Genomic DNA, 15,339 nt, shown 5'->3' on the forward strand with positions numbered 1-15,339 from the left:
CCCGGCGGCTCGGATGATGGCCCGCGATGAACGACGAACCTCCCCATCCCCGCTCCCTGCTGCGCCGGCTGCGGCCCGACCTCACCCCCTGGCGCGCCTCGCGGGACTTCCGGCTGCTCTGGGGCTCCGGCTGCGTCTCCAGCTTCGGCACCTTCCTGACCTACGTCGCGGTGCCGCTCCAGCTCAAGGACCTCACCGGCTCCTACCTGGCGGTCGGTCTGATCGGCGCGGTCGAGCTGCTGCCGCTGATCGTCTTCGGGCTGTGGGGCGGCGCGCTGGCCGACGCGCTGGACCGGCGCGGGCTGGTGCTCGCCGCGGAGGCCGGCCTGGGCCTGCTCTCCGCCCTGCTGCTGCTCAACGCACTGCTGCCGCACCCCCTGGTCTGGCCCGTCTACCTGGTCACCGCGCTGGTCGCGGCGGTGGACGGCCTGCAGCGGCCGGCCCTGGACACGCTGACCCCGCGGATCGTGGAGCACGACCAGCTCCCGGCTGCCTTCTCGCTGCTCTCGCTCTACCGCAGTACGGCCTCGGTGCTCGGGCCGGCGCTGGCCGGGGTGATCGTGGCGTTCGCCGGGGTGCAGACCGCCTACGGACTGGACGTGCTCTCGTTCGCCGTCTCGCTGCTGCTGCTCGCCCGGATGCGGGCGGTGCCGCCGAGCAGTGGCGCGGTCAAGCCCTCGCTGGCGGCGATCGCGGCCGGCGTGCGCTACGCCTGGAGCCGCCCGGAGCTGCTGGGCACCTACGCGGTGGACATCGTGGCGATGCTCTTCGCCTACCCCGTCGCGCTCTTCCCGTTCCTGGCCGACCAGCTGCACGCGCACTGGGCGCTCGGCCTGCTCTACGGCGCGCCCGCGCTCGGCGGGCTGGTGGTCTCGGCCACCAGCGGCTGGGCCGGCGGGGTGCGGCGGCACGGCCGGCTGGTGGTCGCGGCGGCGCTCGGCTGGGGGTTGGCGATGACGGCGGCCGGGCTGGTCGGCGACGTCTGGCTGGTCCTCCTCTTCCTCGCGGTCGCGGGCGGCGCGGACATGGTGAGCGGAATGGGCCGTTCCACCATCTGGAACCAGTCCATCCCGGACGAGCTGCGCGGCCGGCTGGCCGGCGTCGAGCTGCTCAGCTACTCGGTCGGCCCGCAGCTGGGCCAGGTCCGGGCGGGCGGCCTGGCCGGGGTGGCCGGAGTGCGCGGCTCGATCTGGCTGGGCGGGCTGGCCTGCGTCGGCGGGGTGCTCGCGTTGGCCGTGGGCCTGCCGAAGCTGCTGGCCTACGACGCCCGGACGGACCCGCACGTGGCGGCGGTCCGGGCGCAGCGCGAGCACCAGCCGGTGGCGGCCTGAACCGGAGTCACGTCACCCCGCGTCGGGTTTGGGGCCGTCGTCGTCACGCCAGCGCGGGTCGTTGGCCCACTCGCGGTTGCGCTCGGCGGCGATCTCCAGTGCCTGGGCGGCGGCCTCGGGCGACTCGTACGGGCCGAGCCGGTCCTTGGCCGGGCACTCCGGGCCCTCCTCCACCTTGTTGTGCTTGACGCAGTAGAACCACTCGCCCGGCTGACCGGTGGGCTTGCGGTGGAATCCCAGGGGCATCAGCAGTCTCCTTCTCACTTGTCGGGATCATTCCCGACCCCGCCTTCGCACACACAGCCGGGGCCCGGACCGGCCGGGCCGCTAGACTCCCCGCCATGGCTCTCCTCGTTCCCGGCACCCAGTCCCCCACGCGCAAGGTTCCGGCGCACATCGCCCGGCCGGAGTATGTCGGCAAGCCGGCACCGACCCCTTACACCGGACCCGAGGTGCAGTCGGCCGAGACCGTCGAGAAGATGCGGATCGCCAGCCGGATCGCGGCCCGGGCGATGGCGGCGGCGGCCGAGCTGATCGCGCCCGGCGTCACCACCGACGCGCTGGACGCGGTGGCGCACGAGTACATGTGCGACCACGGCGCGTACCCGTCCGACCTCGGCTACCGGGGCTTCCCCAAGTCGATCTGCACCTCCGTCAACGAGGTGATCTGCCACGGGATCCCCGACTCGACGGTGCTCCAGGACGGCGACATCGTCAACATCGACGCCACCGCGTACATCCACGGGGTGCACGGCGACCTCAACGCCACCTACCTGGTCGGCGAGGTGGACGAGGAGTCCCGGCTGCTGGTCGAGCGCACCCGGGAGTCACTCAACCGGGCGATCAAGGCGGTCAAGCCGGGCCGGCAGATCAACGTGATCGGCCGGGTGATCGAGTCCTACGCCAAGCGCTTCGGCTACGGCGTGGTGCGCGACTTCACCGGGCACGGGATCAACACCTCGTTCCACTCCGGCCTGGTCATCCCGCACTACGACAGCGACCGGGCCACCGAGGTGATCAAGCCCGGGATGACCTTCACCATCGAGCCGATGCTCACCCTCGGCAGCTACGACTACGACATCTGGGCGGACGGCTGGACGGTGGTCACCAAGGACCGCAAGCGGACCGCGCAGTTCGAGCACACCCTGCTGGTCACGGCCGACGGCGCGGAGATCCTCACCCTGCCGTGACCGCGGCCGTCCGTACGGTCACCCGATCAGCCACTGCTCCTCGGCGACCGCGCCGACCTCGGTGCAGGCGTCGGTCAGCACGTCCAGTACCCGCAGCGGGTCGGGCAGCGGCTGGTCGGGCCCGCAGATCCAGCGCACCCGCGAGCCGTCCGGCAGGGCGGCCGGCGGGAGCAGGGTGTACGAGCCGCGGCAGTGCCAGCGCAGCCCGGGGTGCTCGGAGACGTTGTCCGGATGGGTGTCCAGCTCGCTGGACCACCACTCGTCCTCGTCCGCTGGGGTGCCGCGGGTGGCGGTGAAGAAGAGGTAGCGCTCCTCGCCGACCGCGGCCACCGGGCCGCCGACCCCGCGCTCGGTCAGCCGCTCCAGGGCCAGCCGGCCGGCCTCGGCGGGGACGTCCAGCACGTCGTGGGCCCGGCCGGTGGCGGTGACGAAGTTGGCCTGCGGGTCGCGGGCGAGCCAGCGGGCGAGCTGCTCGCCGTCGGTGGTGGCCTGCGACTGCCAGGCGAAGGAGACCGGGTGCTGCCCCGGCGCGGGACAGCCGACCCGGTCACAGGAGCAGCGGTAGCCGGCCGGATACGCGGCGGGCGCCAGTGGGAAACCGGCCCGCACCGCGGCGAGCAGCAGCTCCAGCCGGGCGGCCGGGGAGGGAACGGCACCGGCGGCGGCCGGGCCGGTGCGCTGCCGATCGCGTCGCTGCCACCACGTCGTCCACCTGCTGCTGGCTTCCATCGGGCCCCTTCCGCACCTGCCGTGCCTGGTGTGACACAGCGTTCGACGCACTACCGGACGCAACGCCCGGCGTCACCCGCTGCTTCCCGAGGGGTGCCCGGTGGACCGGCCGGAGCGGCCGGCACCGGATGTCGCCGGACGACCGGCGCCTTGGTCCGCGGCACGGAGTGCGAGAGTCGGAAAGCTCGGCGGGCGGGCGCAGCGCGATGCGCGCCACCCGACCCGTACGGGCCGCTGACCCGGGTGAGGCCCGGGGGCGTACAGAGCAGGATAAGGGAGCACGAGGGTCCTCCGGACCCGGGGGTTGCGGCCGAGCGGCCAGCGTACGCGGCGCCGGTCACCTCGTGGTTGTGCGCCGGTCGCACGCTGGTGGCGTGGCGGGCGCGGATCGGTCGGGTGCGGACCGACCTCCGGGGTCGGGCGACCCCCGCGGCCGACTTTTGGCGCAGGCCTGGCCGGGTGCGAAGCTGGTCGGGTGAAGAGTGCGGAGACCGAGTTCATCGGCGGGCCACTGGACGGGCAGATCCTGCCGATCCTGCTGAGCCCCTTCAACGGCGTGCCGAAGGTGTACAAGGTGCCGGTCCCGGCGCACGGCGACGAGCCGGCCCGGACGCTGGTCTACACCCGGGCCAAGGCGTTCGACTCCAGGGGCCGGGCCCGCTGGCAGTACACCTACCAGCCGTAGCCCGGCACCCCGTCCCCCGGTCGTCCCCCTGCCGAGGGGTCACCCCTCCTCGGCGAGGATCAGGTACAGCTTCTTGCGGGCCTCGGCGAGGACGGCCAGCCCCTTGGCCCGCTGCTCCTCGGTGCCGGTGCCCATGACCTGCCGGACCGCGTGCTCCACGGCCGACAGCGCCTGGCGCGCCTCCTGCACCTTCTCCCAGTCCACCCCCCGACCGGTCTCCAGCCAGGGCTCCGCCGAGCCCGCCTCGGCCTCGGCCCGGCCCGCCTCGGTCAGCGTGAAGAGCCGCTTGCCGCCACCCTCCTGAGCCTGGATCAGGCCCTCCTCCTCCAGCAGTTGGAGGGTCGGGTAGACCGAACCCGGGCTGGGCCGCCAGGCGCCCGCGGTCCGCTCACCGATCTCGGTGATCATCTCGTAGCCGTGCATCGGCCGCTCCTTGAGCAGCGCCAGCAGCGAGGCCCGGACGTCGCCACGCCGGGCCCGCCCACCACCGTGCCGCCCACGCCCACGGCCGCCGTGCCCGTGGAACGGCCCGCCGAACGGGCCGCCGAAGGCCCCGCCTCCGAACGGGCCGCCGAACGGCCCACCGGGCGGCCCGAACGCCGGCCGCCCCTCCGGAAACTCCCCGGGCATCCCCGGGAAACCCTCGAACCCGGGACCACGCCCGCGCCCCGCCCCACGCCGACGGCCACGCCGGCCGAACTCCGAATCCATGCCGCGCATGATGCGCACCACCTCTCGTCGTACTGTCTCGATAACTCGACGATATATCGGTGACTGTCGCCCGTCAACGCCTCTCGAGCCAGCACGTCTGTCCTCCGCCGTTGAACCTTGGTCGTCTGCCACTGGACTCAGACGACCGACAGGGGGCTGTGGCGGCGCCGGCACGGGCGTTCGGCGATGCCGCGTTGTCGGCCTTTGACCTGGACTTTTGCGAGCACGGGCGGCGGCGCCGGGTGCCGCTGGGACAGGGCTGGAACGTCCGGTTCGAGCACGTGGAGCCGGTCCGCGGCTTCCGCTGGGCGAAAGGCGGGCAAGGCTTCGCGGGCTGGTACTACTCGGTGACAGTCGCTGATCACGTGGGCTACGAGTCGTGGCTGGAGCGGGACCGACTACCGCTGATGGATCGCGACCCGCAGGTGGTGGGGATCGCTTGCCAGAGATGTGACCAACCGCTGGGACCAACCGCTGGCATGCCGGATGCCCCGCACCCACCTTGTGCACTGGACGTCGCCGCAGGTCGGCTCCGCGGGCGTCGCTGCCGGGGGCCCGGTGGGCGGGCGGATACGGTGGCAGGCATGGCCGGTGAAAAGGATCTCCAGAAGCTGCTCGGCGACCTGCACCCCGAGGTCAACCCGGGCCGGTACGTCTACTGCACGTTCCCCGGACGGGTGCCGGCCGGGCTTCGCCCGGTGGTGACGGTGGCCGAGCCGGAGGGGCTGACCGCGGTGCTGGAGCAGGAGGAGGCGGACGCGCTCGGCCTGCGCTACGACTACGTCGCCGCCTGGATCACGCTGCGGATCCACTCCTCGTTGGAGGCGGTCGGACTCACCGCGGCGGTGGCCGGACGGCTCACCGAGCTGGGGATCAGCTGCAACGTGGTGGCCGGCTTCCACCACGACCACCTCTTCGTCGCCGCCGACGAGGCCGAGCGCGCGCTGAACGGCCTCCGGCAGCTGGCTGCCGAGCACTAGGACCGGTCCGGGCCGCGGTCAGCCCACCCGGTGCAGCACCACGACCTGCTGCTGCGAGAAGACCACCTCGTACGTCGAGCCCGGGTGCAGCGCCGCCGCGTACCCGGGCAGATCGGTCGGGCCGCCGTCCCAGCCGGCCAGGTCCACGCAGAGGTAGTCCGGCGGCACCGGCTTGCTGCCGCCCAGCCAGTACGCGTCGTCCCGGGCCGCCAGCACCGCCAGCGACGAGATGGTGGACTCCACCCGCACCCCCGGCGGAATCTCCCGCACCGCCGCCCGCAGCGCCGCCGCGTGCGCTCCGCCGCTCCAGGCCGCCGGGTCCGCCAGCCCGCCCAGCCCGACCGGCAGGCTGACCGTGCAGGCCACCGCGATGGCCGGGGCGGCCGGCACCATGCCGTCCGCGAAGGAGCGCAGCCACGGCCGCGGCGAGGCCGCGCAGCGGCGGACGGCGTCCACCAGACCGAGGAAGAGGATCGGCATCAGGGTCGCGTTGTAGTGCCAGTCCGGCCCCCAGAACATCGGGTTGGACGAGCCGAACCGCCAGGCCAGCGTGGGCAGCGCGAGCACCACCAGCGGCGAGCGCAGCGCCAGGAAGCCGGTGATGCCGAAGAGCCAGCCGGTGGTCTTCCAGACCGTGAGCCGGCTGAACGGCCCGGCGAGCACCTGCCACAGCTTCGGGTGCTCGCCGCCGGGCAGCTTCGACCAGTAGTCGAACTCGTGCTGCGGGTTGAAGTGCGGGATCAGCACGAGGACGGTCAGCACGGTGGCGGCCAGGCCGAAGCAGACCAGCGCCGCCCCGGCGAACCAGCGCCGGCCGGCCAGCATCAGGACCACGCCCACGGCGGCCACCGTCAGCCCCAGGTCCTCCTTGACCAGCACCAGCGGCAGCGCCCACCAGACGGCCCGCTCCCAGCGGCCGAACAGGAGCTGCCGGCCCACCACGGCGAGCAGCGGCACCGCGAAGGCGATCTCGTGGAACTCCGCGTCCACCGCCCGCTGCAACCCCCAGGACAGCCCGTACGCGACGCCGATCAGCAGCCCCCGGGGGCGGGTCAGCAGCCGGGCGGCGGTGTCCGAGACCACGCCGACCGACCAGGCGAACAGCGCCGCCTGCGCGAGCAGCAGGGTGGCCGCCGAGGGCACCAGCCAGAAGACCGGGCCGAGCGCGGCCAGGATCGGGGACCAGTGGTCGCCCAGCGCGTTGAAGCCGGGCCCCTTTATCGAGACCACCGGCGCGCTCAGGTGGGCGTAACCCTTGACCGCCTCGGTGAAGATGCCGAGGTCCCAGGAGGGTGAGCCGAACCGCTCGTAGCGGACCAGGGCGAGCAGGGCGTACGCGGCGAAGAACGCCACCGCCAGCGCGAGGTGCGGCCGGACGGCGACGAGCCGGCCGCCGCCGTCCCGGGCGACGTCTCGTCGGGTCGGCACCGGCCGGCCCGGGGCGACACTCTGCTCGGTCTCGGTCACGACTCTCTCTCCCGCTCGCCCTCGGCCCGGTTCGCCTTCGCGTACGAATGTCGCACGCTACCGTGACAACGCCGGCGGCCACAGCCGCGCCGCGCGACCGGACGCCCTATCGTGGTCGCCATGCCATCGCCACTGTCAGCGGACCAGTCGTCAGGATCGTTTGCCAACAAGGGAGATGTGGTGATCAGAATCGTCTCCCGGTCCTCGCCGATGGCGCTGGCCCAGGTGGACCGGGTCCGCGCCGAGCTGGCCGCGCTGCACCCGGGACTGCGCACCGAGGTGATCCCGGTCACCACCTCCGGCGACCGTTGGACCGGCGCGCTCTCCGCGCTCGGCGGGAAGGGCGCGTTCACCAAGGAGGTGGACGCGGCGCTGCTGGCCGGCGAGGCCGACCTCGCGGTGCACTGCGTCAAGGACGTCCCGGCCGACCGGCCGCTGCCCGCCGGCACGGTCTTCGCGGCCTTCCTGCGCCGCGACGACATCCGCGACGCGCTGGTCCACCCGGGCGGGCTCACCCTGGACGAGCTGCCCGCCGGCACCCGGATCGGCACCTCCTCGGTGCGCCGGGTGGCGCAGCTGGCGGCCTCGCACCCGCACCTGGCCTGCGTCCCGTTCCGCGGCAACGCCAACCGCCGGCTGGAGAAGCTGGCCGCCGGCGAGGCCGACGCGCTGCTGCTGGCCGCCTCCGGGCTGGCCCGGATCGGTGAGCAGCGGCGGATCACCGAGATCCTGCCGGTGGACGTGATGTGCCCGCCGATCGGCGCGGGCGTCCTCGCGCTGCAGTGCCGCGAGGGCGACGAGGCGACCATCGCGGCCGTCGCCGGCCTGGGCGATCCGGACGCCTGGCGGGAGACCACGGCCGAGCGGATGTTCCTGCACGTGCTGCAGGGCCACTGCAACAGCCCGATCGCCGGCTACGCCCGGGCCGAGCGGGACGGACGGCTCTCGCTGCACGGACGGGTCTTCTCGGCGGACGGCAAGACGGTCCTCGACGCCCACGAGTGGGCCGGCCCGCTCGACCCGGCGACCCTGGGCACCTCGGTCGCCGTCGCCCTGCTGCGCCAGGGGGCACGCGAGGTGATCGACGGCATTCCGCACTGATCCCGCACCGGGCGCCGCCGCTCCCGAACCCCCGGGACGGCCCGGCTCCGCACGGGTCGGGGGAAGCCCCAGGGCCTGCCCCCGGCCCCTTTCAGGGCCTCACTTGAACCAGTACAGCACCCCGTGGTGCTGCGAGCAGGTCCCCTGGAAGTGCGCGGACTCGGAGACCGTGCCGTCCACGCACTCGGCCGTCTCCCCGGGGCTCGCGGGGGTCAGCCCGTGGTCCCAGCCGCAGCTGCCGGTGGTGTGCGGGGCGCAACCGCCCGCGGGCGTCGCGGCGGGCCGGGTCGCCTCGGGCGGCTCGGGCGCCGTGCTGGCCGGGGCCGGCGGCTGGCTGGTCGGAGCGGTGGCCCTCGCTGGCGTGGTGTGGACGGGCGTCGGTTCGGTGGCGGCGGCCGGGTGCGACGTCGGCGCGGCCGGCGTCGCCGCCAGGGGCGGAGCCGACTCCGTCGCCGCCACCGCCGGCGCGGACGTCACCGTGGTGCTCGGCTTCCCCGCCGCACCGCCCTCCTGCCCGGACGGCTGGCACCCCGCCGTGAACAACACCAGCGCCGACACCACCGCACCCGTCGCGGCGCCGTACCGAGCCCCCCGAAGTCCCATCATTCCCCCACCTCTCAGTAGCCCCTTGCTCACCAATGGTCAGCTCTTCATATGGGACTACCTGCCACCTCGACGCCGGCTCCACCGATCCGTCACCCGCTCGTCACCGACCTGGTATCCGCCGATCCGCGACCGATCTTCACCCTCGACCCGTTGCAGGCAGCGGGTGGGCCGGAGAGCGGCCGGCGCGAACCGGCCCACCCACCCGGCGCGGTGAACGGAGCGGGGCCGCCCGGTGCTCCCGCACCGGACGGCCCCGCTCTCCCGACCTGCCTGCTACGGCGCCGAGTTGGGAACCTTCGGGTTGTCCGCGAAGGCCTTGATCGGCGAGCCGAACGGCGTGGTGTCCTCGGTGCTGACCTGGGCACAGCCCTGGGACGCCCCGGCGTTGTCCGCGCTCGCGTTGCTGGGCGGGGCGACCGGAGTGGTCGGCGCGGGCGCCCCACCGGAGGACTGACCGCCGCCACCGGCCGAACCGCCGCCACCGAAGCTGGTGCCGCTCGGCCAGTCGGAGCCGATGTACAGGTGCAGGGTGGCCGTCGTACCGGTCGCGCGCAGGGCCGAGGACGGCAGCCCCAGCGCGCTCGCGACGGCCTGGGCGTCGGCGGCGTGGCTCGGCGCGTAGACCAGCTCGGTCGTGCTGACCGGCGGCGCGTTGCCGTCGTCCACCGCGTCCGTGTAGCCCTGCTGCTGCAGCGCGTTCGCCACCGCCAGCGCCCGGCCCGAGGTGGGGCTGGCGTTGGACACCTCCAGCCGCAGGCTGGCGGCGTCGGCGGGCGGCGCCGCCGGCGCGGACTGCGCGGCGGAGGACGCCGGCGCGGACGAGGCGGCCGAGGCAGAGGGCGAGGCGGACGGGACGCCACCGGAGAACGACTGGTCGTTCTGGATCGCCGAGAAGATCTGCTGGGCACCGGGACCCAGCACCACGTCGTCCTTGAGGTCCGGGTCGGACCCCTCGTACTGCGCGTTGGGGGTGGTCATGAAGGTGATCTTGTCGGTCGGCACGTCGTTCATCTGGCCGGCCAGCGCGGTGAGGTTGGTGATGCCGTCCAGGCCGCTGTCCACGGTGAGCGCCTTGGTCGCGGCGTTGGCCAGCGAGTAGAGCGCGGCCGGGTTGGCCAGCGTGTTGGCGCTCTTCAGCTTCTGGATCATGGCGGACAGGAAGAGGTGCTGGGCCCCCTCGCGCCCGATGTCGCTGCCGTCACCGAAGCCGTGCCGGGTGCGCAGGAACTCCAGCGCCGCCAGGCCCTGCAGGGTGTGGTTCCCGGAGGTCAGCTTGAGGTGGGAGTACGGGTCGTAGACGTTGTTGTCGACGCAGATGTTCACGCCGCCGACCGCGTCCGACATGTTCACCACGCCACTGAAGTCGATCATCATGAAGTGGTCGATGGTGATCCCGGTCAGCTGGTGGACCGCCGCCACCGTGCAGCCGGGGCCGTACTGCAGGCTGGTGGTGATCTGCTGCTGGGCCAGGCCCTTGTGGACCGCCCCGGTCGTCGGGTCCTTGCAGTCCGGCAGGTCCAGGACGGTGTCGCGCGGGATGCTCAGGACCGTCGCGTTGGTGCGGTTGGCGGCTAGGTGGACGATCATCTCGACGTCCGCGTTGGCGCCGGCACCGCCGTCGGCGCAGTCGCCGCCGATCTGGCAGTCCTCCGCGGTGTCCCGGGTGTCCGAGCCGATCACCAGGATGTTCTCCGGCGTGTCCCCCGCGGCGTCCTTCTTCTCGGGGGCCTGGGTCCCGGTACCGGTGAAGAGCGCGCTGCTCTTGATGTTGCCGTCGAGCTGGAAGTACACGTACGTCCCGCCGCCGACCAGCAGCACCAGGACGACCGCCAGCGACAGCAGGACGTTGCGCCGGGCACGTCCGCGCCCGCGCCCCTTCCGCCGCCCGGACCGCCCTTCGGCGGCCGCGCCCTTGCCCGCACGGGAGCCGTCGCGGCCACGTGCGCCGCGCCGGAGCTCGGAGGGCTCGGGAGATATTCGATGGTCAGCCATGCGTCCTGTCCCATGTTTCATGTCACAGCCGGATGAGGGCCCTGATGCCGCCGCACCGACCTCCACGACCGGCCCCCGACATCGGACTTCCAGCCACCAGGGACGTAGTGGAGGCCCTGCATGGTTGCAGACTTGCGCAAGCGAAATCAATATTCGTGGAAGCCGCCGCCCCCACCGACCTCATGCCCAGCGCAGATCATTGCATTCCCACAGCTCGGAAGGCCATGGCCCCCACCACACCCGGCTTCCGACAGCCGGCCGGAGCGGCCTCGCGCCCCCATCTAGCAGGCCCGTCGCGGTCCGAGCGGCCGACATGAGAATCCGGATGAGAATTCGCCGGCGAACACCCGGCACGCCTTCCTGAAGACGCCCTGAAGACCCTCTGGAGGCTTCCTGCGAGAGCGCACCCACCACGCGGGCCGACTTCGAACGGAATTCAACGGCGACCGAGCACCCCTTCGACCCACCGGCGGCCCGACCTGCCCTCCACTCGTGCCCGGCGCCCCTTCGAGGACGGCGACCCGCACCGCCTCGCCGAGCTGGTGGGCGTGGAGCACGTGAACGCCGTGCTCCACGACAACGCCGCCGCGCACTACCGGATCGCCGAGGGCGGCTGACCGCACCCAGCACGGAGGCTCGGACCAGCACCCGGAGAGGCCTCGCACGGCAGCCAGGTTGTAGCGGCGCCGACTCCCGTACCACCACCGGTGACGATGACAACCCGCTGATCCGGCATGACCATCAGGCCTCCAGGCAACTCATGGGTCCGACTACCTCACGCAGACCGATCCGCGGGCGACTGCCCCGCCGCCGAGAAGGGATCGGCGGGTCCGCGCCGGCAGGCGAAGTCCGCGACAGGGGTCAGGCGGTAGGCCTTGGCGACCTGGATCAGGAACTCGGCCTCGGACTCCCGGTCGGCGCCGCCCGAGACGTAGAGCTCCGCCGTCTGGACGGGGAACGGCGTGCGGTCAGCGCTCGGCATGGTACGACTGACCCGCAGCAGACAGGCGAGCACGGCCGCGTCGGCCTGGTCCGCCGGTATCGCGGCGGCCGCGATGTGCCGCTCGGCGGCCTCGAGCATCTCCGGCGGTGTGCTGTCCCGCAACACCAGGATGGCATCCCGGATCTCGATGATCTTGCGATAGGCGAGCAGGTTCCACGAGCCGTCCGGTCGGAGCACCTCGTGCAGCCGGGAGCGCGGCCTGAGCAGCGTCACGTGCGGCACCGTGGTGACCAGTTCGTGCCACAGCGGCCACAACCGCCAGACCGTCGCCAGGTCGTGGAGCTTACGGCGAAAGCCGAGGAGCGCGGGCACCGCCAGTGCGACGGCGCGCAGGAAGCCGTGCAGGCCCATCAGCAGCGGCAACACCGCGACGATGCAGGCGATCCGGGTGGGCAGGTAGACCAGGTAGCCGACCCAGAACAGGCCCGCGCAGGCGGTTCCCCAGCCGAAGAGCAGCAGGCAGATCCGCAGTGCCCGGTTCTCGCCGCGCCGACCATAGCGCCAGCACACCACGCAGCAGGCGGCGTTGGCCACGAGCTGGATGCCGATCAGCAGTATCCAGTAGGCGGTGGAGGGGACCGGAGCGCTGGCCGGCGGGATGGTGTGCCCGGCGTGCGACGGGGCGCTGAGGTCCAGCCCGATCAGGGCAGCCATGGCGAGGAGGGTCACGGCGGTCAGACTGGCTCGCAGGCGCGGGTAGCCGACGGCGAACAGGACGAAGTCGAGCACCGCCACCGCCGAGATGACGCCGGTCAGGTTTCGGCCCAGATCGACGAGGTCCGCCGAACCCGTCATCGCGTCCAGTAGCCGCAGGATGGACGGCACGTTCAGCGTCATCGCGGCGGCGGCCGTGGCGATGCCGAGCCAGAGACTCCGCTGCCACTGCGAGCGCGCCGCGGACGGCGCCCGGAGCAGCACGGTGAACCACAACGCAGCGATGCTCAGATTCTCCAACTGCGTTCCGCGGTGGGACAGTTCATCGAGCACGGCGACCACCGACACCAAGCGCGGCCTCGAGTTTACTCAGCACGCTGATCGGCTGTTCGAGGGTAAACTCATCAGCAGTGGTACGGATCAGGCTGGCCAGCATCTCGGCCTCCCGCTCCTGCTGGGTGCTGTAGTTGGTGCGGGCCAGGAAGCGCCGAAGCGTATCGGGACCGAGATCGCTGAAGATTTCGCTCATCGTGGCCGGTTCGGCAAGGGAGAGCACTTGGTGGTCGAAGAGCATGTGTCCGATCTCGTGGAGGACGATGTGCTCCTGGTGCGGTAGAGATGTGTTGCGTTCCACGAAGATGAAGTCGCTGGTGCTGGTCGAGAGCCACAGCCCGCAGGCGCCGCTCGCCGCGGCCTCGGGTGGCAATGGCATGAGGTGCAGCTGCCGTCTCCGCTGCTTGGCCAGCTGGTGACACAGCGCCTCGACGGAGAACGGTCGTGGCAAGTCGAGTTGCTGGACTATCAGCTGACATTGACGACGTAGATTTCGCTTCCGCAACTGCTCTCCCCCGGTGAATTCTGATAGCGCGGCGTCAACGTATATCGCGTTCCGGACGCACGCTTCTCCGGGACAGTCGTTCGCGCAGCGGATCCCAGACAAGCTGCCAAGTACATGTCAGCCAAGGCGGCGTCAGAATGCTTCACGGTGGGGCGGACAGCTGGCCGCGCGCAGCAGCCAGCGGCACGCCTGGCGGTGCCTGATGTCCGACCGACTCAGTCCGTTCTGGCCACCTCGGTCCAGGACTGTCTCCCGGCGGGGGTGTCGTCCGCGTCGTCGACCGGCGACAGGCGCTCGATCTTGCGGGCTTCGTTGACCATCACCAGAAGGGCGTCCAGGGCTTGTGCCGACAGGCCGTCCGCCCTCAGGGCGATGCTGCGCACGCGTGCGTCGCGCAGCGCGAATGCCGCCTTGAGCTGGGTGTCGACGCGCGCGGCGACGTCCGCGTTCAGGAAGTACTCGGCCGGCACCCCGAAGAACTCGGCCAGCACGCTGAGCTGATCGAGCGTCACATTGCGCTTCTTGCCGGTGGCGAGCTCCCACAGGTAGGTCCCTGAGATGCTGCCGCCAGTCGCCTCGCTAATCTCCCTGGCGAGCTTGCTGTAGCCGGGCCGTTTGCGCTCGTCCGGGTACATAGTGTTAATCAAGCCTTGCAGGCGTTCTTCGAAGCTCTGGACCAGCGGCCGTCCGGCATGCAAATCAGCTCTGGTCATCTCCCCCCCGTTCTAGAGTGCAGCCCGGACACTCATACCCGGCCCACATTCAAGCCAGTCTCGCATGCTCACGCCCCGTCCGCCATAGTTGACAGTCGTTGCCAACTATGGTGTAGGGTGCGAATTCTGGCGGCCCGCTATAGCGGACCTCCAACTGGGGGAAGGACAGGGGAGCGGTCCCCGTCGCAAAGCAGCACACGTGTTGGGTGTCACCGCCTCGCCCGGGGCGCCGCGGGCCCCTGCTCACCCTGCGCTCTCGTCGACCGCCGTTCGTCAGCTCCGAATCCCCAGCCGCACCACCGGCGGGGCTGGATCGCCGGCTGGTTGCTGTCGAGCATTGAGATACGGGGGAGTCAATGCAAGTTCTTTTGGCGGAATCTGATGCGACCCACGCCGGCGCCCTGCAACAGAATCTCCGGCGCCAGGGCTACGACGTCCGGATCGCGGCCAACGGCGTGGCCGCTCTGGAGACGCATCAGGAGTACGACCTGATGCTGCTCGGGCTGGAGCTGATCGATATCGACGGCCTGGAGATCTGCCGGGCGGTCCGCGCCTCGAGCGATATTCCCATCATCGCCTTCACCGCCCGGGACACGGAACTGGACCGGGTGCTCAGTCTGCAGGCCGGCTGCGACGACTGCCTGGCGAAACCCTACGGATTCCGGGAGCTGGCCGCGCGGATCGAGGCGGTCATGCGACGGGTCCGGCGTCAGCCACCAAGCGCACACCGGATTGTACGCGGGCCGTTGAGCATTGATCGGGAAAGCCGCGAGGTGCGCCTGGACGGGCGCTCGATCGCGATGACCAGAAAGGAATTCGACCTGCTTCATCTGTTGGCCTCCCAGCCCCGGGCGGTGATCTCCCGGGAGCGCCTGATGACCGAGGTGTGGAAGGACTCGAAGGGCACTAGGGCAATGGACCACCAGGTCAGCCGGACCCTCGACACGCACGTCAACATGGTGCGCCAGAAACTCGGCGACCCCGGATGGGTCGTCACCGTACGTGGCGTGGGATTCCGTTTCGGCAACTACTGACCTCGCACCGCTGCCGCCCACGGCAGCACGGCGGCCGGGTCCGCACCGCGTTTCGCGCGGTACGGACCCGGCCGTTTCGCTGTTTCACCCCGAGTGGTCCCGGCGTCGGACGGCGCGGCGCCTTCGTGTGACGCTCGACACAATTTTCGTTCCACTGACTCCTGGTTTGCCCGGCACTGCTGTTTTGACATTTTCCTGACCGAAGCCTTTCGTGGCTCCCGGAACGTCCCTTGACTTTGCCCGAGTCGACGAACAATCTCTTCAACAGCTTCCGTCGCGCAGTGCCCAGCGCCTGCCGGTCGATG

Annotated in this window: 15 protein-coding genes; 6 read left to right on the forward strand and 9 right to left on the reverse strand. The window is 71.6% G+C overall.

What is annotated here, in order from left to right; all coding sequences use genetic code 11:
- Window positions 1-26 precede the first annotated feature (26 nt).
- Window positions 27-1,331: an MFS transporter gene (locus tag ACIGXM_RS17825; RefSeq protein ID WP_396561823.1), complete on the forward strand. Its 1,305-nt coding sequence runs from the start codon at window positions 27-29 to the stop codon at window positions 1,329-1,331.
- A gap of 12 nt (window positions 1,332-1,343) precedes the next feature.
- Here the strand turns inward: ACIGXM_RS17825 and ACIGXM_RS17830 are convergent, their stop codons facing one another.
- A complete protein-coding gene (locus ACIGXM_RS17830; protein ID WP_396561825.1) occupies window positions 1,344-1,577 on the reverse strand; it encodes a hypothetical protein in 234 nt (77 codons plus the stop codon).
- Between the two features lie 95 nt (window positions 1,578-1,672).
- Here ACIGXM_RS17830 and map point away from each other — a divergent pair, with 95 nt between their 5' ends.
- The gene (gene map / locus ACIGXM_RS17835) at window positions 1,673-2,521 is read left to right on the forward strand and encodes a type I methionyl aminopeptidase (RefSeq protein WP_396561827.1); all 849 of its coding nucleotides are present in this window, start codon (window positions 1,673-1,675) and stop codon (window positions 2,519-2,521) included.
- Window positions 2,522-2,539: 18 nt separating this feature from the next.
- Here the strand turns inward: map and ACIGXM_RS17840 are convergent, their stop codons facing one another.
- On the reverse strand, window positions 2,540-3,250 hold the full coding sequence (locus ACIGXM_RS17840) for a bifunctional DNA primase/polymerase (RefSeq protein WP_396561829.1): 711 nt from the start codon (window positions 3,248-3,250) through the stop codon (window positions 2,540-2,542).
- Between the two features lie 475 nt (window positions 3,251-3,725).
- On the opposite strand from ACIGXM_RS17840, the gene ACIGXM_RS17845 reads away from it, so the two are divergent.
- A complete protein-coding gene (locus ACIGXM_RS17845) occupies window positions 3,726-3,935 on the forward strand; it encodes a hypothetical protein (protein ID WP_396561831.1) in 210 nt (69 codons plus the stop codon).
- A 39-nt stretch (window positions 3,936-3,974) separates the two neighbouring features.
- On the opposite strand, the gene ACIGXM_RS17850 is transcribed toward ACIGXM_RS17845, so the two are convergent.
- Entirely contained in the window at window positions 3,975-4,565 is a 591-nt protein-coding gene (locus ACIGXM_RS17850; protein ID WP_396561833.1) for a PadR family transcriptional regulator, read from the reverse strand.
- 665 nt (window positions 4,566-5,230) lie between these two features.
- Here ACIGXM_RS17850 and ACIGXM_RS17855 point away from each other — a divergent pair.
- The gene (locus ACIGXM_RS17855; RefSeq protein ID WP_396561835.1) at window positions 5,231-5,626 is read left to right on the forward strand and encodes an ACT domain-containing protein; all 396 of its coding nucleotides are present in this window, start codon (window positions 5,231-5,233) and stop codon (window positions 5,624-5,626) included.
- An 18-nt stretch (window positions 5,627-5,644) separates the two neighbouring features.
- On the opposite strand, the gene ACIGXM_RS17860 is transcribed toward ACIGXM_RS17855, so the two are convergent.
- On the reverse strand, window positions 5,645-7,093 hold the full coding sequence (locus ACIGXM_RS17860) for a DUF2079 domain-containing protein (RefSeq protein ID WP_396561837.1): 1,449 nt from the start codon (window positions 7,091-7,093) through the stop codon (window positions 5,645-5,647).
- A gap of 120 nt (window positions 7,094-7,213) precedes the next feature.
- On the opposite strand from ACIGXM_RS17860, the gene hemC reads away from it, so the two are divergent.
- Window positions 7,214-8,194, forward strand: a complete 981-nt coding sequence (gene hemC, locus ACIGXM_RS17865) for a hydroxymethylbilane synthase (protein WP_396561839.1) — start codon at window positions 7,214-7,216, stop codon at window positions 8,192-8,194.
- A 99-nt stretch (window positions 8,195-8,293) separates the two neighbouring features.
- On the opposite strand, the gene ACIGXM_RS17870 is transcribed toward hemC, so the two are convergent.
- The 5 genes from ACIGXM_RS17870 to ACIGXM_RS17890 form a co-directional block, all read right to left on the reverse strand.
- Window positions 8,294-8,800 (reverse strand): DUF3761 domain-containing protein, encoded by a 507-nt coding sequence (locus tag ACIGXM_RS17870; RefSeq protein ID WP_396561841.1) that lies wholly within the window; start codon window positions 8,798-8,800, stop codon window positions 8,294-8,296.
- Window positions 8,801-9,073: 273 nt separating this feature from the next.
- The gene (locus tag ACIGXM_RS17875) at window positions 9,074-10,792 is read right to left on the reverse strand and encodes an LCP family protein (RefSeq protein WP_396561843.1); all 1,719 of its coding nucleotides are present in this window, start codon (window positions 10,790-10,792) and stop codon (window positions 9,074-9,076) included.
- A gap of 775 nt (window positions 10,793-11,567) precedes the next feature.
- On the reverse strand, window positions 11,568-12,749 hold the full coding sequence (locus ACIGXM_RS17880) for an MAB_1171c family putative transporter (RefSeq protein ID WP_396561845.1): 1,182 nt from the start codon (window positions 12,747-12,749) through the stop codon (window positions 11,568-11,570).
- Window positions 12,750-12,771: 22 nt separating this feature from the next.
- Window positions 12,772-13,233 carry a hypothetical protein gene (locus ACIGXM_RS17885; protein WP_396561847.1) on the reverse strand — a complete coding sequence of 154 codons (462 nt, stop codon included), beginning with the start codon at window positions 13,231-13,233 and terminating at the stop codon, window positions 12,772-12,774.
- 269 nt (window positions 13,234-13,502) lie between these two features.
- On the reverse strand, window positions 13,503-14,000 hold the full coding sequence (locus tag ACIGXM_RS17890; protein WP_396561849.1) for a hypothetical protein: 498 nt from the start codon (window positions 13,998-14,000) through the stop codon (window positions 13,503-13,505).
- Between the two features lie 356 nt (window positions 14,001-14,356).
- On the opposite strand from ACIGXM_RS17890, the gene ACIGXM_RS17895 reads away from it, so the two are divergent.
- Window positions 14,357-15,034, forward strand: coding sequence for a response regulator transcription factor (locus ACIGXM_RS17895; protein WP_396561851.1), 678 nt, complete (start codon window positions 14,357-14,359; stop codon window positions 15,032-15,034).
- Window positions 15,035-15,339: the final 305 nt, after the last annotated feature.

The organism is Kitasatospora sp. NPDC052896, from assembly GCF_044547075.1.
GTDB lineage: Bacteria > Actinomycetota > Actinomycetes > Streptomycetales > Streptomycetaceae > Kitasatospora.